Annotated in this window: 17 protein-coding genes and 5 pseudogenes; 7 read left to right on the forward strand and 15 right to left on the reverse strand. The window is 64.9% G+C overall.

All coding sequences use genetic code 11. From position 1 onward, the window contains the following. Positions 1-48 precede the first annotated feature (48 nt). The 7 genes and pseudogenes from RGI145_RS22835 to RGI145_RS22865 form a co-directional block, all read right to left on the reverse strand. The gene (locus RGI145_RS22835) at positions 49-873 is read right to left on the reverse strand and encodes an ABC transporter substrate-binding protein (RefSeq protein ID WP_083671477.1); all 825 of its coding nucleotides are present in this window, start codon (positions 871-873) and stop codon (positions 49-51) included. Next, positions 870-1,745, reverse strand: a complete 876-nt coding sequence (locus RGI145_RS22840; protein WP_075801038.1) for a polysaccharide deacetylase family protein — start codon at positions 1,743-1,745, stop codon at positions 870-872. The genes RGI145_RS22835 and RGI145_RS22840 overlap by 4 nt, the downstream gene beginning before the upstream one ends. A 4-nt stretch (positions 1,746-1,749) precedes the next feature. Then, positions 1,750-2,571: an ABC transporter substrate-binding protein gene (locus RGI145_RS22845; protein WP_075800854.1), complete on the reverse strand. Its 822-nt coding sequence runs from the start codon at positions 2,569-2,571 to the stop codon at positions 1,750-1,752. A 15-nt stretch (positions 2,572-2,586) separates the two neighbouring features. Beyond that, the gene (locus tag RGI145_RS22850; RefSeq protein ID WP_167668419.1) at positions 2,587-3,450 is read right to left on the reverse strand and encodes a transporter substrate-binding domain-containing protein; all 864 of its coding nucleotides are present in this window, start codon (positions 3,448-3,450) and stop codon (positions 2,587-2,589) included. A gap of 11 nt (positions 3,451-3,461) precedes the next feature. Continuing rightward, entirely contained in the window at positions 3,462-4,229 is a 768-nt protein-coding gene (locus tag RGI145_RS22855; protein ID WP_075800855.1) for an amino acid ABC transporter ATP-binding protein, read from the reverse strand. Beyond that, the gene (locus RGI145_RS22860) at positions 4,226-5,068 is read right to left on the reverse strand and encodes an amino acid ABC transporter permease (RefSeq protein WP_058389798.1); all 843 of its coding nucleotides are present in this window, start codon (positions 5,066-5,068) and stop codon (positions 4,226-4,228) included. The genes RGI145_RS22855 and RGI145_RS22860 overlap by 4 nt, the downstream gene beginning before the upstream one ends. A gap of 140 nt (positions 5,069-5,208) precedes the next feature. After that, positions 5,209-6,149 (reverse strand): annotated as a pseudogene (locus RGI145_RS22865) (N-carbamoyl-D-amino-acid hydrolase). A gap of 121 nt (positions 6,150-6,270) precedes the next feature. Between RGI145_RS22865 and RGI145_RS22870 the strand changes: the two are divergent. Further along, positions 6,271-7,170 (forward strand): LysR substrate-binding domain-containing protein, encoded by a 900-nt coding sequence (locus RGI145_RS22870; RefSeq protein WP_075800856.1) that lies wholly within the window; start codon positions 6,271-6,273, stop codon positions 7,168-7,170. 32 nt (positions 7,171-7,202) lie between these two features. Here the strand turns inward: RGI145_RS22870 and RGI145_RS25920 are convergent. From RGI145_RS25920 to RGI145_RS22910, 7 genes and pseudogenes are all read right to left on the reverse strand, one after another. After that, a pseudogene (locus RGI145_RS25920) lies at positions 7,203-7,322 on the reverse strand (IS5/IS1182 family transposase); the annotation flags it as partial. A 490-nt stretch (positions 7,323-7,812) separates the two neighbouring features. Continuing rightward, a pseudogene (locus RGI145_RS25925) lies at positions 7,813-8,868 on the reverse strand (recombinase family protein); the annotation flags it as partial. Positions 8,869-9,166: 298 nt separating this feature from the next. Continuing rightward, positions 9,167-9,813: pseudogene (locus RGI145_RS24815) on the reverse strand (IS5 family transposase); the annotation flags it as partial. A gap of 82 nt (positions 9,814-9,895) precedes the next feature. Beyond that, positions 9,896-10,486, reverse strand: a complete 591-nt coding sequence (locus RGI145_RS22895; RefSeq protein ID WP_237183365.1) for a hypothetical protein — start codon at positions 10,484-10,486, stop codon at positions 9,896-9,898. Between the two features lie 119 nt (positions 10,487-10,605). Beyond that, positions 10,606-11,292: a ParA family protein gene (locus RGI145_RS22900; protein WP_335740100.1), complete on the reverse strand. Its 687-nt coding sequence runs from the start codon at positions 11,290-11,292 to the stop codon at positions 10,606-10,608. A gap of 450 nt (positions 11,293-11,742) precedes the next feature. Then, complete coding sequence (locus tag RGI145_RS22905) at positions 11,743-12,072, reverse strand: transposase (protein WP_075800861.1); 330 nt, start codon at positions 12,070-12,072, stop codon at positions 11,743-11,745. 423 nt (positions 12,073-12,495) lie between these two features. Beyond that, positions 12,496-12,732 (reverse strand): annotated as a pseudogene (locus tag RGI145_RS22910) (transposase); the annotation flags it as partial. Positions 12,733-12,818: 86 nt separating this feature from the next. Between RGI145_RS22910 and RGI145_RS22915 the strand changes: the two are divergent. Continuing rightward, positions 12,819-13,085 carry a hypothetical protein gene (locus RGI145_RS22915; RefSeq protein WP_075800862.1) on the forward strand — a complete coding sequence of 89 codons (267 nt, stop codon included), beginning with the start codon at positions 12,819-12,821 and terminating at the stop codon, positions 13,083-13,085. Between the two features lie 17 nt (positions 13,086-13,102). Here RGI145_RS22915 and RGI145_RS22920 read toward each other — a convergent pair whose 3' ends face one another. Then, positions 13,103-13,813, reverse strand: coding sequence for an IS6 family transposase (locus RGI145_RS22920; RefSeq protein WP_075800863.1), 711 nt, complete (start codon positions 13,811-13,813; stop codon positions 13,103-13,105). A gap of 322 nt (positions 13,814-14,135) precedes the next feature. Here RGI145_RS22920 and RGI145_RS22925 point away from each other — a divergent pair, with 322 nt between their 5' ends. The 5 genes from RGI145_RS22925 (at position 14,136) to RGI145_RS22945 (ending at position 16,722) form a co-directional block, all read left to right on the forward strand. After that, positions 14,136-14,354, forward strand: a complete 219-nt coding sequence (locus RGI145_RS22925; protein ID WP_027297467.1) for a hypothetical protein — start codon at positions 14,136-14,138, stop codon at positions 14,352-14,354. Then, positions 14,355-14,714 carry a type II toxin-antitoxin system PemK/MazF family toxin gene (locus RGI145_RS22930; protein ID WP_075800865.1) on the forward strand — a complete coding sequence of 120 codons (360 nt, stop codon included), beginning with the start codon at positions 14,355-14,357 and terminating at the stop codon, positions 14,712-14,714. It abuts the gene before it with no gap. Between the two features lie 312 nt (positions 14,715-15,026). Further along, the gene (locus tag RGI145_RS22935) at positions 15,027-15,287 is read left to right on the forward strand and encodes a FitA-like ribbon-helix-helix domain-containing protein (RefSeq protein ID WP_027297468.1); all 261 of its coding nucleotides are present in this window, start codon (positions 15,027-15,029) and stop codon (positions 15,285-15,287) included. Continuing rightward, the gene (locus tag RGI145_RS22940) at positions 15,284-15,706 is read left to right on the forward strand and encodes a type II toxin-antitoxin system VapC family toxin (RefSeq protein ID WP_075800866.1); all 423 of its coding nucleotides are present in this window, start codon (positions 15,284-15,286) and stop codon (positions 15,704-15,706) included. The genes RGI145_RS22935 and RGI145_RS22940 overlap by 4 nt, the downstream gene beginning before the upstream one ends. Next, positions 15,703-16,722, forward strand: a complete 1,020-nt coding sequence (locus RGI145_RS22945) for a site-specific integrase (protein ID WP_156878756.1) — start codon at positions 15,703-15,705, stop codon at positions 16,720-16,722. The genes RGI145_RS22940 and RGI145_RS22945 overlap by 4 nt, the downstream gene beginning before the upstream one ends. Positions 16,723-16,727 lie beyond the last annotated feature (5 nt).

A 16,727-nucleotide genomic window follows, 5' to 3' on the forward strand; every position in this document is an offset into this window, starting at 1 on the left:
TCCTGCCGAAGTCTTTCAGTCGCGGGCCGGCATCGCCGGACGAGACCCTTACTGGCCCGCATCGATGGTGATGGCCGTCAGGGCCTGTTTCTCGAGCCCATGCTTGCGCAAGATCGCGCCATAGGTTCCGTCGGCGATCAGGCGGGATAGCGCAGCGGCGATGGCATCGCGGAGTTCCGGCTTGGACTTGCTGAAGGCCATGCCGGACAGGTTTCGTGAGATCGGGTCGCCGATCGCGACGAAGACGCCAGGGTTCTGTTGAGAAAGATAGACCACGTATTCGGCGCCTAGGATCGCGCCGTCGGCACGGCCCTGTTGCAGGTCGGTGCGCGCGGCGGCCGCGCCCTCGGTGCCGATCACGCGCAGCGGCGTCTTTCCCTTGGCCACGCAATTGGCTTCACTCCAGGCCTGTGCCTGCGGGAAGTAGTTGGTGGTGCGGGGCGTGGCGACCGAGCGGCCACAGAAATCCGTGGCCTCCCTGGCACCCTTCTGCTGCGCCACCGTGGTGAAGATCTGCGCGCCGGTGCTGATATAGTCCACGAAGCTGAGCTGCTCGCGCCGCGCGGGCAGGTCGGTCATGGAGGTGCCGCTGAAGTCCACCCGGTCCGTGGCGATCGAGGGAATGAGTTGGGCGAAGGACATCTCCTCCCAGCGGAGCGAGATGCCGAGTTCCTTCCCAAGCGCCGTCACCAGATCGACATTGACGCCGCGTCGCTCGTTGGTCGCGGGATCCTTATAGGCCATCGGTGGATAGGTGGCCTCGATCCCCACGCGCAGCTCACCCTGCGCGCGGATGGATTCCGGCAAGGTCTGCGCCGCCACCGACAGTGGCATCAGCAGGGCGGTGGCGAGAAGGAGGCGCTTCAACATCATGCTAACTTACCCTCCTCGCAGGCGACGAAATGTGCTGCGATCTCCTGGCCGGTGGCGATCCAGACATCGCCGTATTCGCGGGTGTGGCGCAAGAAGTTGCGCAGCAACCGCAGCCGCATCGGCCGGCCGCTGCATTGCGGATGCAGCACGGTGGTGACCATGCCACCCCAGTCGCGCGTCTCGGCCAGCTCGTCCTGCCAGATTGACAGGACGTGCTCCGCGGGGAACATCGGGCGCGGGCTGTAGCGCTGCGACAGGCCGTAGAGCCAATCGTCATAGGTCATGGTGACCGGCAGCTCGATCAGCCCGGGGCGGCCGTCATCGAGGAGGTGGCGATAAGGACGCACATCGTCACGCCAGGAGGAGGAATAGAGCAGCCCCTTCTCCTTCAGCAGCACGCGAAGCTCCTCGCAGCTCTCGCCCGAGGGAGCGCGGTAGCCTAGCGGCACCACGCCGAGGCGGCGCTTCAGAACCTCCAGCCCGCGCTCCACCTCCTCCACCAGCATGGGATCACCCGGCATCGGCATCAGGTGGTGGAAGCCGTGATGGCCGATCTCGTGCCCATCCTTCAGGATGGCCTCGCACATCGCTGGATGGGCCTCGACCGACCAGCCCGTGATGAAGAAAGTGGCTTTCAGATCCTCCTGCCGCAGCAGTTCCAGGAGCTTCGGAACGCCGACGCGTGCCTCGAAGCCGCCGAAGGACATGGTGACCAGTTCCTGGAACCGCGCCGGGTCCTTCGCCGTCCAGGCCGTTTCGGCGTCCACGTCGAAGGACAGGAACATCGCGGCCTTGTGGCCCGCCGGCCAGGGATATTGCGGAGCCAGCTGCGCACGGTTGGCCGGGTGCAGGGGAACGCGTTCAGTGGTCATCTTGTCAGCCTTCCCCATTGATCGTCACCTTCTCCACGGCACTCGGCGTCAGGTTCCATTTGGTGAGAAGGGCGGCATAACTGCCATCCGCCATCATCCCGCGCAGCGCCTCGGCCAGTGCTGTCCGCAGTGCCTCGGCATCCTTGGCAGTCCCGATCCCCATCAGCGTGTACTCAACCGGCTCGCCGACCAGGGCATAGGTGTTCGGTTCCTGCGCCATGATATACGGCAGCGTCTCGTTGCCCTGCATGGCGGCATCGATACGGCCCTGGCGGAGCTGGGTGCGGGCATCGGCCGAGCCTTCCGTGCCAACAACACGGATCGCGGGCCTGCCCTTGGCGACGCACTCCGCGTCGCTGAACTGCCTCAATACGTTCACGTAGTTCGTACGGCGGCTGGCGCCCACTGCCTTGCCGCAAAGCGCATCCCGGTTCGGGAACTCGGCGGCACGCGAGGCCTGGGTGAAGATCTGCGAACCGGAGCGCAGATAATCGACGAAGTTCGCGACGCCTCTACGCTCTGGCGTGTCGCTCATGCCCGACAGGATGAGATCCACGCGCCCGGTACGGAGCGAGGCGATCATCTGATCGAAGGTCGTCTCCTGCCACTGCATCTTGACGCCGAGACGCTTGGCCAGGGTCTCGCCCAGCTCCACATCGAAGCCCGTGAGTTGATTGGTCGCCGGATCGCGCAGTTCCAGGGGCGGATAGTTGGGTACGATCGCCGTCACGATGCTGCCACGCGAGCGGATGCTTTCGGGCAGTTCAGCCGCCTGGGCGGCTAGCGGCAGCAGAGCGACCGCAGTGAGAAGCAGCGTCCTGAACATCGGTTTCCCCTTTCGTCAGGGTGTGGTGGAAGATGCGATCGCATTGCGTGCCAGATCATGCCGCGCGAGTATGGCGGCATAGCTCCCATCCGCGATGCTCTGTTCCAGCGCCCAGCGCATGGCATCGCGCAGCTGGCTGGATTTCTTCACGAAGGCCATGCCGATCGTCAGGCGGTTCAAAGGCTCTCCCACCATGACATAGGTTCCCGCTTCCTGTGCCATCGTATAAGGCACCGATTCGCTGCTCTGCACGACCGCATCGACGCGGGACTGGCGGAGCTGCAGCCGAGCCTCGGGCGTTCCCTCCGTGGCCTGGATCTGGATCGCCGGACGACCCTGGGCTACGCAATGCGTGTCGCTCCATGCCCGCATTGCGGCATCGAAGCCGTTCCGGCGGTTGGCACCCAGACGCAGGCCGCATAGTCCCTCGGGGCCCGCAATCGGGGTGTGCGAGGCCAGGGTGTAGATCTGCATCCCGGAGGTCAGATAGTCGACATAGTCCAGCCGATCGGCAGATTCCGGCCGGTTCAGCATGCTGAAGGCCATGTCCACGCGCCCGGTTGCCATGGCATTGATCGCGGACTCATAGGACGTGTCCTGCCACTCCACGCGCAGGCCGAGGCGCTTCGCCAGATCGGCGGCCAAGTCCACATCCACGCCGACAAGACGGTTGTCAGCGGGCAGCTTGTAGGCCATCGGCGGGAAAGACGCGAAGAGTGCGATCACCAGCGTGCCGCGGGCCGCGATCTCGACCGGCAGCGGCGGTACCGCTGCCCATGACGCGATCGGCGGCAGCATACCCAGCGCTGCCAGCGCCAGCAGGCAACGCCGGCGCGGCGTCCCTGCCTTCCCGTTCATGGCTTTGTTGCCGGGCTTCATCCGATGCTCCTTCATGAAAGGACTGCGGCGAGGAAAGCACGCGTGCGTTCCTCCCGAGGGGTGCCGAGGACCTCCTCTGCCGTTCCGGCTTCTACGATGGCGCCGCCGTCCATGAACACGACACGGTCCGCCACCTCACGCGCGAAGGCGAGTTCGTGCGTCACCACCATCATCGTCATGCCCGAGGCGGCGAGTGTCTTCATGGCCTGCAAGACCTCTCCCACCAGCTCGGGGTCGAGCGCACTCGTCGGCTCATCGAAGAGCATCAGCTTCGGCTGCATCGCAACAGCCCGGCAGATCGCCACGCGCTGCTGCTGGCCGCCGGACAGGTTGGCGGGGTAGGACGCCTCCTTATCTGCCAACCCGACACGGGCCAGCAAGGCGCGCGCCTCGGCAGTGGCTTCGTTCCGGCCGCGGCCCTGGACCCGTACCGGTCCCTCGATGATATTCTCCAGCGCCGTCATATGTGCGAAGAGGTTGAAGCGCTGGAAGACCATGCCCGTGGAGAGGCGCTGCCGCGCGATCTCCTTCTCCGTCAGCGGGTGAAGCCGGTTGCCCTCGACGCGGAAGCCATTCAGATGACCGTCGATCCAGATCGCGCCGCGATCAGGCTGAACGAGCTGGTTCACGCAACGTAGCAAGGTCGTCTTGCCCGATCCGGAAGCGCCAATCAGGCACAGCACCTCGCCGGGATGAATGTCGAGGGAGACGCCTTTCAGAGCCTGGAACTCGCCGAAATTCTTGCGGACATCGACGATGGAAACCAGTGGGCGGCTCATCGGCTGGCTCCTGTTCCACGCGAGAAACGCTTCTCCAGCAGGGCCTGCGCCGGGGTGAGGATCGAGATCACCACCAGGTACCAGAACGCCGCTACCATCAACAGCTCGATGACCCGCGAATTGGCGTAGTAGATGTTCTGCGCGTTGTGCAGGATCTCCGAGAACTGGATCACGCTGGCCAGCGACGTCGCCTTGACCATGCCGATGAACTCGTTGCCCAGTGGTGGAATGATCACGCGCATGGCCTGGGGGAAGATGATCCGCCGCAGCGCCTTCAGCCGGGTCATGCCGATGGATTTGGCCGCCTCGTACTGGCCATTGTCGACTGAGAGCATGCCGGCGCGGATGACCTCGGAGGTGTAGGCACCCTGATTGATGCCCAGGCCAAGTAAAGCTGCCACGGCGGGGGTGATGACCTCGACCGTGCGGAAGGAGAACAGACCTGGAATGCCGAGAGTGGGAAAGATCAGTGCGAGGTTGAACCAGAGCAGGAGCTGCAGGATCAGCGGAGTTCCACGGAACAGCCAAGCATAAGCCAGAGAAACACCCTGCAGTACCGGATTCTCGGACATGCGCATGACCGCAGCGAGCACACCGAGAATGATGCCGAGTGCCATGGCAGCGATCGACATCAGGATGGTGTTCGCCAGCCCATCCATGATCGCCTTCACGGTCAGGAACTGACCGACCGTTTTCCAGTCGATGTCACCGATTGCGAAAGCCCGCACCAGTCCGAACAGGAGGATGACGATCACCCCCACCGCGATCCAGCGACCGTAATGACGCCGCGACATGATGATATGCCCGGAAATATCGGGCAGGGCATAAGGTGTGGTCATCGGGCCATCCTTGTCTCGCCAGCACGGACGTCATCTCTGCCTAGCCGGCATGAGGACGCAGTCTCGGGTAAAGGGGGAGGGAAAAGCAGGCCGATCTTACGTCGTCCTGAGACAGTCCCACTCGAGCTGGGGGAAGCGGATCAGTCGGGGGTGATGGCGCCGACCTGCTCGGTGATGCGGCGGTAGTGCTCGGGGCGGCGATGGGCGGCGAAGTTGAACATCTTCTCCTTGCCCTGGCGGCAGGCGTCGAGGTCGCAATCGGCGACGATCACCTCGTCGCCCAGGCTCTGCGCCTGCGCCACGATCACCCCGTTCGGATCGACGATCACCGAGCTGCCGATCAGCCCCGACCCGTCCTCATTGCCGGCCTTGGCCACGCTCACCGCCCAGGTCGCGTTCATGTAGGCATTCGCCTGCGCCGCGAGGTTGGAGTGGAAGGTCCGGATCTCCTCGTTCTCCGTGCTGCCGCCATTCGGGTCATAGGCGGCGGAGTTGTAGCCGATCAGCATCAGCTCCACGCCCTGCAGCCCATAGGCGCGCCAGGCTTCCGGCCAGCGGCGGTCGTTGCAGATCAGCATGCCCATCACCGGCCGGCCCCATGCCTCCGGCCCGCGGAAGGCCTCGAAGCCCTGGCGCCATATTCGAAGTAGCGCTTCTCCAACTGCTGGAAGCGGTCGCCCGGGCGAGGCTCGACCGAGCCGGGGAGATGCACCTTGCGGTACCGGGCGAGGATGCTGCCGTCCGGCGCGGTGGTGATGGCGCTGTTGAAGCGCTGCCCCTCCGGCGTGCGCTCGGCATAGCCGACATAGAAGCCCACCCCCAGCGCCTTCGCGCGGTCGAAGAGCGGCTGCACCTGCGGGTTGGGCATGGCGCTCTCGTAGTACTGGTCGAGTTCCGCTCCCTCCAGCAGCCAACGGGGGAAGAAGGTGGTGAAGGCCAGTTCGGGGAAGACCACGAGCTGCGCCCCCTGGTCTGCCGCCTGTTCCAGCAGTGCGATCAGGCGGGCCAGCACCGCCTCCCGGCTGTCCGCGCGCTGGGTTGGGCCCATCTGGGCGGCGGCGAGGCGGAGCAGGCGGGGCATCGGAGAGACCTCGGATCACGGTGGAGCGCTGGGGCGATCTAAGTGCTTCGGCCAAGGCTCAGCAAGAAATAATATTATAGTAAATTTGCCATATCTATATTATACATATATAGCATGCCGCATGCTTACGCTGCGCCAGATCGAGATCCTCCGTGCCATGGTCCGCTTCCAGACCACCATGGCCACGGCCCGGCACCTGAACCTCTCGCAGCCGGCGGTCAGCACCGCCATCCGTCAGATCGAGGCGCAACTCGGCTTTCCGCTCTTCGAGCGTGTCAACAACCGCCTCTACCCGCTGGAGGCGGCAAGCATCCTGCAGGAGGAGGCGGAGCCCCTGCTGGCCATGCATGCGGCGCTGACGGAGCGCCTGCAGGACCTGCGCGAGGCCAAGACCAGCCGGCTGCGCATCCTCTCGACACCGCCCCTGGGACAGGGCGTGGTGCCACGGGTGCTGGGCGGCTTCGCCCGACGTTATCCGAAGCTGAAGATCCATTTCGACATCCGCGACCTGAACGACGTCGTCCGCGCCGTGGAGAGCGGGGCCGCCGATCTCGGCATAGGGCTCGGCCTGGGGCCCCAGGCCACGCTGGAGGTGGAGGTTCTGGCCGAGGCGCGGATGGTCGCCATCTGCCCGCCGGGCCATGCGCTCGCCGGGCTTGCCGTGGTGACACCCGGGGACCTGGGCGCGCACAGCCTGGTCGCGCTGGATGCCGATACGCGCATGGGGGCTGCCGTGCGCCATGCCTTCCAGTCGGCGCGGCAGCCCTTCCTGTTCCGGGCGGAGGTCCGCACCTGCAGCACCGCCTGCGCCCTGGTCGAGACGGGCACGGGCGTTTCGGTGGTGGACCCGTTTTCCGCCGCGCATCTGCCGGCCGGAAGGCTGGAAATCCGTCCCTTCGAGCCGGCCATCCCTGCCACCGCCTGGACCTTCTGGTCGAACCGCAAGCCGCTCTCACCGCTGGGCCGCCGCTTTATCGGCGAGATGCGCCTCGCCCTGGCAGAGAGCGCGCTCGCACCTTGACGGATGACCGGCGCACTAGGTTCTGTGGACCCTTACCTGAGCCAGAGGATGGTGGCGGCGAGGGTGACCATGGCAAGATAGTTACGGGCAGTCTTCTCGTAACGGGTAGCGACACGCCGGAACTGCTTCAGCTTGGAGAAGCAGCACTCGATAGTCTGAACGCAAATGACAAATGCCTCCGGTCTGGGCAGCGGGGCTGGTGGGGATGACGTAGCGGATCTCGACCTCGCCATTGGTGACGATGACCCGGGTCACGAGCCACTCGATTAACTGCCGCCTCTGCTCCCAGGTGGCTTGGTCGAGGCCTTGGCGGATGCGTCGGCTGAACTCTTCCAGGCTCAGGCCGAGACGCGCGATGTCTGCCTGTCGTTCGGTCTGGGCCGCCAGCTGCTGTTCCTGGGCAGCGAGGGCCTGTTGCCTCTGTTCGAGGTCACCGCGTCGGCGGCGATATTCATCGAGGCCCACCACACCGGCCAAGTAGACCTCGGTCAGTCGCTCGATCTGCTGCGCGACGCTGACCTGCCCGCGCCGGAGGGTCTCGCGGCGCGCTCGCAGTTCCTGCGGCAGCCAGTGGCCGCCATGAGCCCGCTCAAGCGCGTGGCGGATCGCCTCCGGATCGGTCAGGAGCTGGCGGAGATCCTCCCAGACGAGGGCCTCCACCTGACTGGCCGGAATGAACCGGGAGGGGCATGGAGTGTCCCGATGGGAGTTCACAGGCGAGAGCTTGCCGCGGCAGCAGTAGTAGCGGTGGCCCGCCGGCAGGCAGCGGCCGAGACAGGAGAGGCCACATACGCCACAGCTGACCAGCGCGCGCAGCAGATAGGGGTGGGCGGTGTTGTTGCGGCGGGCGAACTGCCGGTTCTGGGCGAGCTTGGCCTGGACGCGGTCGAAGCTCTCCTGGCTGACAATGGTCGGAATGGAGGCGACCGGGATCCACTCCTCGCGCGCTTGCAGGCGCCGGGGGGCCGTCTGGATGCGCCCCGCAAAGACCTCTCCCGTGTAGACGGGATTGGTCAGGATCCCGCGCAGGGTGGTGACGTTCCAGCGGCCCTTCACGCGCGGGGGTGGGATAGCGTCCGAGAGGAGTTTCTGCGCCAGTCCGTACAGGCTGCGCCCCTCCTCGCCATACCAAGCGAACATCTCGGCGACCGCTGCCGCCTCGGCCTCGTCGCATCGCACACCGGCCGGGTCGCGCGGCCGGTCCGGATCCACACGGTAGCCGTAGGGCGGCCTCGTCCAGGGGAGCAGGAGCCCGGCCTGCAGCTTGCGCAGGCGCCCCCGGCGCATGCGCTCTGCGATCAGGCTTCGCTCGTACTCGGCCACCGCGCCCCGGATCTGCAGCAGGAGCTGGTCATGCGGATCCTGGCTCATCGGCCGGTCAAGGAACTCCACCTGACATCCCGTCGCCGTGATCTCCTCCAGGAGTAGAACCTGATGCACGTAGTGCCGGGCCAGCCGATCGGGCGCGGTGATGAGCACTCGATCAAGATGGCGCAGCGCGGCACGATCGCGCAGGCGCTCAAGGCCCGGCCGCTTGAGACTGGCCCCGCTATACCCGTCATCGCGGAAGATGTTCTCCGCCACCACCGTCCAGCCCTGGCTGGCGGCGTGCGCCTGCAGCCGATCGAGCTGCTGGGCAACGCCGTCGGCCTGGGCCTGACGTTGAGTGGACACCCGCGCATAAAGAGCGACCCTCATGGCTGACCTCCTCCTTGGGAGGCTCGGGACCGGCCGGGGCGGCGCACAGCGGCTCCGCCTCGTTCCAGGATAGGAGCTGCTGATAGGCTCGGTCCCGGTATCTCTGGCCGTCCGGATGGGGCTGGAACACCCGGCACACCCGCCACTCCCGCATCATGCCCTCCCGCCGCAGAGACCTCCTGCGCCAGGGGGAAAATGGCGGGGCGCTTCTCACGGCAGCGCAGCGGCATTCGCCACCAGCTCAACCTGAGCCGCCCAAAGCGGCTCAGGCAGAATTTGTCATTTGCGATCAGGCCATCTCGATAAGATGGCGCTCCTTGTAGAGCGTCTTGTTCAGCGGGTGCTTGAAGGTGCGCGACGGGTTGTTCGGGATGACAGCGATGGCGCCCGCCCTGGCGATAGCCTGGCGGAAGTGGTCGGCGTCATAGGCGGCGTCGGCCATGACGGCGGCGGGGCGGTCGTCGCCGAGCAGGGCGGCGGCCTGCGGCGCGTCGCCGCGATGTCCGGCCGTGAGCATGATCCGGGTGGGGCAGCCGAGCCCGCGGACGGCCAGGTGGATCTTCGTACTCAGGCCGCCGCGGGAACGCTCAATGGCCTGATCGCCAGACCCTTTTTTACCCCCGCCGCGTGCTGGTGGGCGCGAACGATGGTGCTGTCGATGATCAGGTACTCGAAGTCCGGGTCGTCAGCCATGGCCGCGAAGATGCGGTGCCAGACGCCTTTGGCGCTCCAGCGGCTGAAGCGGCGGAAGGCGCTGTTCCAGGCGCCGAACGCCTCCGGCAGGTCGCGCCAGGGAGAGCCGGTCCGCACGATCCAGAGCACCGCCTCGACGAACATCCGGTTGTCACGCCCAGAGGTGCCGCAGCTCCGCTCGTCACCGATGATGTGCTCGGAGATCCGGCACCACTGCGCGTCACTCAAGATCAGCCGGTCCGCGACGCCCATCCACCGCCTCCAAAAGGCAGCGTTGAATCACACCTGAAAGGCCGCGGGAATCCCGAGAGTCCACAAAACCTAACTCAGCCCACTAGCTATCGAGCAACCTACCGATCTCCGAAACACGCGCGCGGAGCACCAAAAGTTCTGCTAACATGCGCCGCCGCTTCTCCAGCAACTGTTTACGTTCAACGTCAAGCGCGCGAAGATCAACTTTAGGTGCAGCTTTCTCAATAATCTCGCGCCGAAACGCGATGACAGCTGCGCGCGAAGTCCGGGGCGAAACAAGGCCTCTGCGCTGCGCCTCCTGTAGCTGTTCCGGTTCCAGTAGCGCAATCTGATATGCAGCACTATATGATCCGGGCAGCGCATCCTCGGGCACTCGACCCTCGTCAACCATTAAGGCCACACGACGGAATTGCGAAGCAATAGGGTCGCTGAACGGGAACAAGCGATCACAGCCAGATTTCAAGCGTGCTCTTTCATCCCGTCCGTGTAAGGTCGCATCAAGGGCAACTAACGCGCGACCAATCTCTAGAAACGACCTGCCAGCTCGCTCCCATGCGCTAGCAACTGTCCGCGTCGTATCGAGAACCACACGAATCAAAGCATCGTCTTCTACAACACGGGTCCCAGCGAAAACCTCCTGAACTGTTGCAAGGTCTTCAGCTTTGACAGCCATTACTTTATCCAGCTGAGCTGGACGAGAATCAGCGGTCGTGGGCACGTTCGTAGCATCGAGCACGTCAGCGTCGAGTGCGTCCAACGCCTTCCGGCTTAGGCGGCTTCCTGGCGCTCGGCTCATAGTCCGATCTCCCGTGCTGTGTAACTCCACAAAGACTCGAAGACCTCTCCACTAGCTGGTCTACTCAAGTCCATCACACCCAACCCTTTGCCTGAGGCAAGTGGGATTTCCTCAAGTTGAGGCACTTCGACTGGGCAGACCGGACCGACGGCGAGTAATTTCGCTCGGATTGTGGAAAAACTCTTTGCCCTTCGATTGCTTCGGTTGAGCACGAAGGCTGCACGAGTCCGCTTGTCTGCGATTAGACGGGCCATCCAAGGCGCGGCCGAGTCTACATCGTCTTGCGTTTGCTGACACGGAACTAGGATCAAGTTAGCATTACCTGCTAGCGCAACAATACCGGAGATATTCAATTCAAGCGACGGTGGAGTGTCGACCATAATGATTCCCGCACCCATTGCGCGAGCTCTTTTCATGGCAGCTTGCCAATTATCCAGTTGACCGGCGATTACAGGAATCGCAGTGAGACCGGGTATGGAGGCCCGAACACGCTCCCTTCGTTGGGTCCAAGTAGAAAATGTAGCCTGCTGATCGTAGTCGATTCCAACCACTTGGTGACCTGCGCGGGCAGCCAGCACCGCAAGATTCCTAGCTAATGATGACTTCCCGACACCACCCTTTGGTGAGGAAAGCATAATAACGTGTTGCTTCACTGCGGTAACCCTTGATGGATACAGTGCCATAAGTAGCTTCGACAGCAGCAGCGCGCAAAATTTTACGGTGTAAAACGTTTCGAATTCGATCTGGGAATGGCGAATCGCTCGTGACGCGCGGCCGTGTGTAGAGATGGCAAACCATTTCAACGTGGATCATGGTTTCGACACGGCGCGGGATCCCTAGTAGCCACGGGCAAGATGCTGCTAGAGACCAACCAGATGAATGCCATATTCAGCGCCCAACGACGTGGGAGAACGTGAAAGCTCGCCGAGTCAAGGCGTTTGGCCGCACAACCATAGCCTGGGCAGCGACCTACCAAAATTTTGGTGGCAAGTGAGGTGCCGCCCGACACCTTTAAGTCGCCGAGCTGGGGAATGCGCAGGGTGAGGATGGCGTCGGCAACCGAGCTAGGTTGGGCAGGTCGATCCGAGTTTGCGAGGTGCCTATCGGGACGCAAGGCTATCATACGGACGGTATCATGAGATGGCGCGTGCCCAGGATCGTGAACCAAGTGTGGCGATGCGTACTGGCTGCTGGGCGAGCCAGTTCCAGGCCTCGCAACAGGCCTCGACGACGGCGTCATAGCTGCCGGACATGCAATTGCTGAGCTTGTTGACGCTCAGGAAGGCCCAGACGTTCTCGACGGGGTTCAGTTCGGGGCTGTAGGGCGGCAGGTGCAGCGGAGTGATGTTGTTTGGCACGCGCAGGCAGCCGTCGGTCTGGTGCCATCCGGCGCCGTCGATCGCCAGCACGGCGCGGGCATCTGGGGCGACGTTGGCGCTGATTTTGGCCAACTGCAGGTTCATATTATGGCGATATTGGGAGCGGTAGTACCAGGGCCCCGTCCTTACCCCGGGCCGGGCAGATGGCGCCGAACAGGTAGGCCTAGGTGTAGCGGCAGTTCTTGGAGGCTGGAGGACGTGAACCGCGCTCGGCCCACACCCAGGTGCCCTGTTGGCCGATCCTGGACTCGTCCTTACATGAGGGTTCGGTCTTCAAGAACGTCTGGGCGGCGGCGCTCCTTATTTGTTGGTGTTGGCGGATCAGGCGTTGGGGGCCGAGGTCGTCTGCTCTGCAGCCATCACTGCATCACCTTACATGCGGTCGGGTTCGGCATGGATCTCGCACCATAATGCCTCATGTACGAGGCGTGGTCCCCGGCAGGGCGCGACCAACCTGCCACTCGGCAGTTGGATAGCCATTGATGAGGACGGTCGCACTCCCTCTCACCGCGTCCGCCCGGCCAGCGTATCAACGCGCTCGCGGAACCAAGCTGACAGCGCTCTGGCGGGCTGGTAGCGCAGCCATAGCCAGGCAAGCTGCACCAGGGTGATGCGGACTCGTGAATTGCCGACGCGCCCGATCCGACGGTTCCGGTTCATGCTACCGCTTTGATAGGGCATCGGCGTAAGGCCGACGTAGCTGTCAAGCTGCTTGCGGTTGGCCAACGCCCGATACAGCACCTTACCTCGACTTTGGCCATCTGAGGCAGGCGTAGGCGGCGAGGCGGGTGACTGACTAGGCTGGCGTGTCCCCGCCAAGAGACGCCGCCATGCTTCACCTGCCATCCCGCTTCGCCGCGGTGATCCTGAGCTTTGCGCCGCTGTTTTTCCAGCGCAGCTGGCAACACGCGGTGGTGCTGCTGATCGGGGCTATCCTGGCACCCGGCAAACGTACGGTGACCAGCCTGTTGCAGATCAGCGGGCTCGCGCAGGAGCGGCGCTTCGTGAACTATCATCGGGTGCTCAACCGGGCGGTCTGGAGCCCCCGGGCAGGCATTGGCAAGTTGTTTAGCGAGGGGGCGAGTTCGGCCGCGTGACTGAGGGTGCGGCAGGATCAGGATGCTGCCTCGGCGCAGGTTTCCTGCCGCCAGATCCGAAAGGCCTTGGCCCGAGCGCGCCGGTACTCACCGGCCGTCATCAAGTGCCGGCGAGGACGGAAATGGCCGTAGATCATGCTGTGGGCTGAGAGGAACCGCTGAGCCTGCCCGGCCGACTTGAACCGCTGCATCTGCCGTTCTCGTCGCCGGGCCGGCCGGTGCGAGTTCTCCGCCCGATTGTTGAGATAGCGGCTGCTCCGATGCCGGACCTCGGGTAGGATCTCGCGCTGCGCCACGCCGTAGCTCTTCAACCCGTCTGTGACCAACCGCTGTGGCTTGTACCTCATGCTCGCGAGCAGGCGCTTGAAGAACCGCTTGGCTGCACCCCCGTTCCGCCGATCCTGAACAAGGATGTCCAGCACCACGCCGTGCTGGTCCACCGCGCGCCAGAGATAATGCAGCACGCCATTGATGCGTAGAAACACCTCATCCAGGTGCCAGGTGTCGCCCGGCTTCGGTCGGCGCCGCCGCAGCCTGGCCGCAAACTCCGAACCGAACTTCCGGCACCAGCTCCGGATGCTCTCGTGCGTGACGGTGATGCCCCGCTCTGCCAGGATCAGTTCCACATCCCGCAGGCTCAGGCCAAATGCGTGATACAGCCAGACGGCGTGGCTGATGATCTCCGCCGGAAAGCGGTAGCCAGGGTAGGTGGCGGGGTCAGGCGTCATCCGGCCAGCTTCGCCCAGCTCGCTCTCTGCGGCTACTGCCGCTCAACTTGGCAATGCCTACCGGCCGATCGCTTCTACGGGGGCAGGTCAGAAGCCAAGAAAAAACCGTCTAAAGCGTTGTTTTTATCGGTGTTTACTGTCAATCAGGTACGATAACCCTCTATTATCGTGCCTGTGGATGGAAGAACTGCCAGTTGCCCTATTTCGAGTGGAAGGCTAAACAGCTCCAGCAGGGTCTTCTCCGGAGATTGTCGTCGCTCATCAGGCAAGACGACCCGGGCCGGAACCGCTAGAATCCCGGGGCTTGCAGGAGAGCCAATCGATGCCGCAGATCATTCTCGATGCTACGGCTGGGGACGTCTCGGCGGAACTCGCCCGGCGTGGCATCCCTGGGGGTGTCCGTGTGCATGTCGTGGTCGAGTTCACCGAGAACGAGACCCTTCCCATGGGTAGGATGGCTCAGGACGGCAAGGCGTTCGACTGGCTGCGGGATGAGCCCGACCTATATTCGGATGACGACCTGGTGGAGACGCGGCGCTAGGTGTTCGCTTTCGGCAGCATCGTTCTCACCCGCTTTCCTTTCACCGACCTGTCCGGCGACAAGCGGCGCCCGGCGCTGGTGGTCTCACGCGACAATGACCGGCGGACCGACCTCGTGGTCTGCTTCATCACCTCCGTGCCCCGCACCGGCCTCGATATGGCAGCGCTCGCGGCCAGTCCGGGGACCGGCTTAAAGATCCTGTCCGTGGTGCGCTTCGATAAGCTGGCAACGCTGGATCGCTCGGTCATCGCCGGCAAGCTGGGCGAGGCACCAGCGGACTGGCTGGCGGAGCAGGCCCTGCTGTTCTTCGGGGTGTTCGGCTTCGGTCAGCCAACGGTCGCCAGAGAGCGCGCTCCATGACCCAGCACGCGGCGACCATTTCTCTTTCGATTCTACGACGCAGCCGGGCCCGCCATGGCTGGAAGCCTATCGACGCCTGAGCGCTATTTCCTCGGCGTGCTCATAAGCCGGGCACTGAGAGCGCTTTCGTTTCCTGCCCCCGATGAAGCCTTGGCGAGCATACCAACGCCAGCAGGCTGCGAGGAGGTTCTGGGGCATGGCAACTGCCCGGGACCACAAGGCTGAAGGGCGGCCGGATCTCATAAGGGTTTGGTGCAGCTTGATAGCATTTGATAGCATAGTGTCCGTGGCTGGATTGGGCAGAAGCACGACATGGCAAGCCTGTTGATCCGGAACGTCGACGAGGCGTTGCGGGAGCAGCTCAAGGCCCGCGCCCGCCGGCACCGGCGTTCTGTCGAGGAAGAGGCCCGCGAGCTTCTCCGCGCCGCCATGGCCCGGGACACCGCGGGCAGCGAGACCCTGCCCGCCATCGCCGAGCGCCTGTTCGGTGCCGAGCGGGGCTTTGACCTTGTTCTGCCGCCCCGCGGCACGGAGCGGGACCGCCCGCCGCTCTTCGGTGAGGACGAAGGGTGATCCTGCTCGACACCGACGTCGTCTCGGAACTCATGCGGGCCAGCCCGGATGCGGCGGTGCGGCGCTTGCTCGCCGCCCAGCGCCTGGAAACCCTGTTCCTGCCCAGTCTGGTCGTGGCCGAAATCCGCTATGGGCTTGCGCGACTGCCGGAGGGGCAGCGCCGGGCCGGTCTCGAGAGCCTCTTCGAACGTTTCCTCGCCGAAGGGTTCGCGGACCGGATCCTGGTTCTCGATGCGAGCTGTGTCGCCCGTTATGCGCGGGCCCGCGCGGCGCGAGAGGCCGCGGGCCGGCCCATTGCTCTGGCCGATGCGCTGATCGGGGGGATGGCATTGGCCTATGGCGCGACCCTCGCTACCCGGAACACGACCGATTTCGAAGGGCTGGGTGCCACGCTGGTGAACCCGTGGGAGGCCGCATGACGGATCAGCCCTCTGATCTTCCCCTATCGGTGCGGCGCCTGGTGCGGGAGCCGCTGCCGCCGGAGGCGCTGGCCGTGCTCACCGGTCCGGTTGGCGAGGCGGTGGCGGAGGCGGCGCGCTACGCCGGCCGGGCGCTGGCCGACAACACGAGGCGCGCCTATGCCGCCGACTGGGCCGACTTCGCCGCCTGGTGCGCCGCCGGCGGCGTGGCCGCGCTGCCGGCCCAGCCGGTGGTCGTCGCGGCCTATCTGGCGAGCCTGGCCCGCAAGCTCGGTCGCAGCGGGTTGCGCCGCCGCCTGGCGGCGATCGCCCATGAGCATCGCCGCCTGGGCCATCCCTGGCAGAGCCGGGACCCGGTGATCAACGCCACGCTGCGCGGCATCCTCGGCCAGCACGGCGCCGCCGCTCGCCCGGCCGCGGCGCTGACCTCCACCGAGGTCAAGGCGTTGCTGGCCGCCTGCGGCAGCGACCTCCGTGGCCTGCGCGACCGGGCACTGTTCCTGATCGGCTTCGCCGGGGCGCTGCGGCGCTCCGAGCTGGTGGCGATCGACCACGAGCACCTGCGCTTCACGACGGAGGGGGTGGTGCTGTTCATCCCCCATTCCAAGCGCGACCAGGAGCGGGAGGGGGCCAGCATCGGCATCCCGCGCGGCCAGAACGTGCTGTCCTGTCCGGTGCGGGCGATGGAGGAATGGCTGCGCCGGGCGCGCATCGCCTATGGGCCGGTGTTCCGCCGCCTCTCGGCCGGTGGCCAGCTCGAGGGCCGGCTCACCGACCATGGCGTCTGGCGCATCCTGCGCCGGCGGGCGGAGCTGGCCCGGATCACGGTGGACACGGCCGAGCGGCTGAGCCCGCACGGGCTGCGGGCGGGCTTCATCACCGAGGCCTATCTGAAGGGGGCGCTGGACGAGCAGGTGATGCACCACGCCCGGCAGAAGAGCATCGCCACCACGCAGGGGTATCGCCGCCGGGCCCGCATCACCCGCGACAGCCCGGCCCGGCTGCTCGACCTGTAGGCGAG

The sequence above is a fragment of the Roseomonas gilardii genome, from assembly GCF_001941945.1.
Taxonomy (GTDB): Bacteria; Pseudomonadota; Alphaproteobacteria; order Acetobacterales; family Acetobacteraceae; genus Roseomonas.

What these genes read in the sequence shown, in the direction of transcription:
- RGI145_RS22915 (WP_075800862.1), top strand. Translation starts at nt 12,819, where the DNA reads ATGCTTCACCTGCCATCCCGCTTCGCCGCGGTGATCCTGAGCTTTGCG.
- RGI145_RS22945 (WP_156878756.1), top strand. Translation starts at nt 15,703, where the DNA reads ATGACGGATCAGCCCTCTGATCTTCCCCTATCGGTGCGGCGCCTGGTG.
- RGI145_RS22935 (WP_027297468.1), top strand. Translation starts at nt 15,027, where the DNA reads ATGGCAAGCCTGTTGATCCGGAACGTCGACGAGGCGTTGCGGGAGCAG.
- RGI145_RS22845 (WP_075800854.1), bottom strand. Translation starts at nt 2,571, where the DNA reads ATGTTCAGGACGCTGCTTCTCACTGCGGTCGCTCTGCTGCCGCTAGCC.
- RGI145_RS22850 (WP_167668419.1), bottom strand. Translation starts at nt 3,450, where the DNA reads ATGAAGCCCGGCAACAAAGCCATGAACGGGAAGGCAGGGACGCCGCGC.
- RGI145_RS22920 (WP_075800863.1), bottom strand. Translation starts at nt 13,813, where the DNA reads ATGACGCCTGACCCCGCCACCTACCCTGGCTACCGCTTTCCGGCGGAG.
- RGI145_RS22835 (WP_083671477.1), bottom strand. Translation starts at nt 873, where the DNA reads ATGATGTTGAAGCGCCTCCTTCTCGCCACCGCCCTGCTGATGCCACTG.
- RGI145_RS22870 (WP_075800856.1), top strand. Translation starts at nt 6,271, where the DNA reads ATGCTTACGCTGCGCCAGATCGAGATCCTCCGTGCCATGGTCCGCTTC.
- RGI145_RS22860 (WP_058389798.1), bottom strand. Translation starts at nt 5,068, where the DNA reads ATGACCACACCTTATGCCCTGCCCGATATTTCCGGGCATATCATCATG.
- RGI145_RS22905 (WP_075800861.1), bottom strand. Translation starts at nt 12,072, where the DNA reads ATGAACCTGCAGTTGGCCAAAATCAGCGCCAACGTCGCCCCAGATGCC.
- RGI145_RS22895 (WP_237183365.1), bottom strand. Translation starts at nt 10,486, where the DNA reads ATGGCTGTCAAAGCTGAAGACCTTGCAACAGTTCAGGAGGTTTTCGCT.
- RGI145_RS22925 (WP_027297467.1), top strand. Translation starts at nt 14,136, where the DNA reads ATGCCGCAGATCATTCTCGATGCTACGGCTGGGGACGTCTCGGCGGAA.
- RGI145_RS22855 (WP_075800855.1), bottom strand. Translation starts at nt 4,229, where the DNA reads ATGAGCCGCCCACTGGTTTCCATCGTCGATGTCCGCAAGAATTTCGGC.
- RGI145_RS22840 (WP_075801038.1), bottom strand. Translation starts at nt 1,745, where the DNA reads ATGACCACTGAACGCGTTCCCCTGCACCCGGCCAACCGTGCGCAGCTG.
- RGI145_RS22900 (WP_335740100.1), bottom strand. Translation starts at nt 11,292, where the DNA reads ATGGCACTGTATCCATCAAGGGTTACCGCAGTGAAGCAACACGTTATT.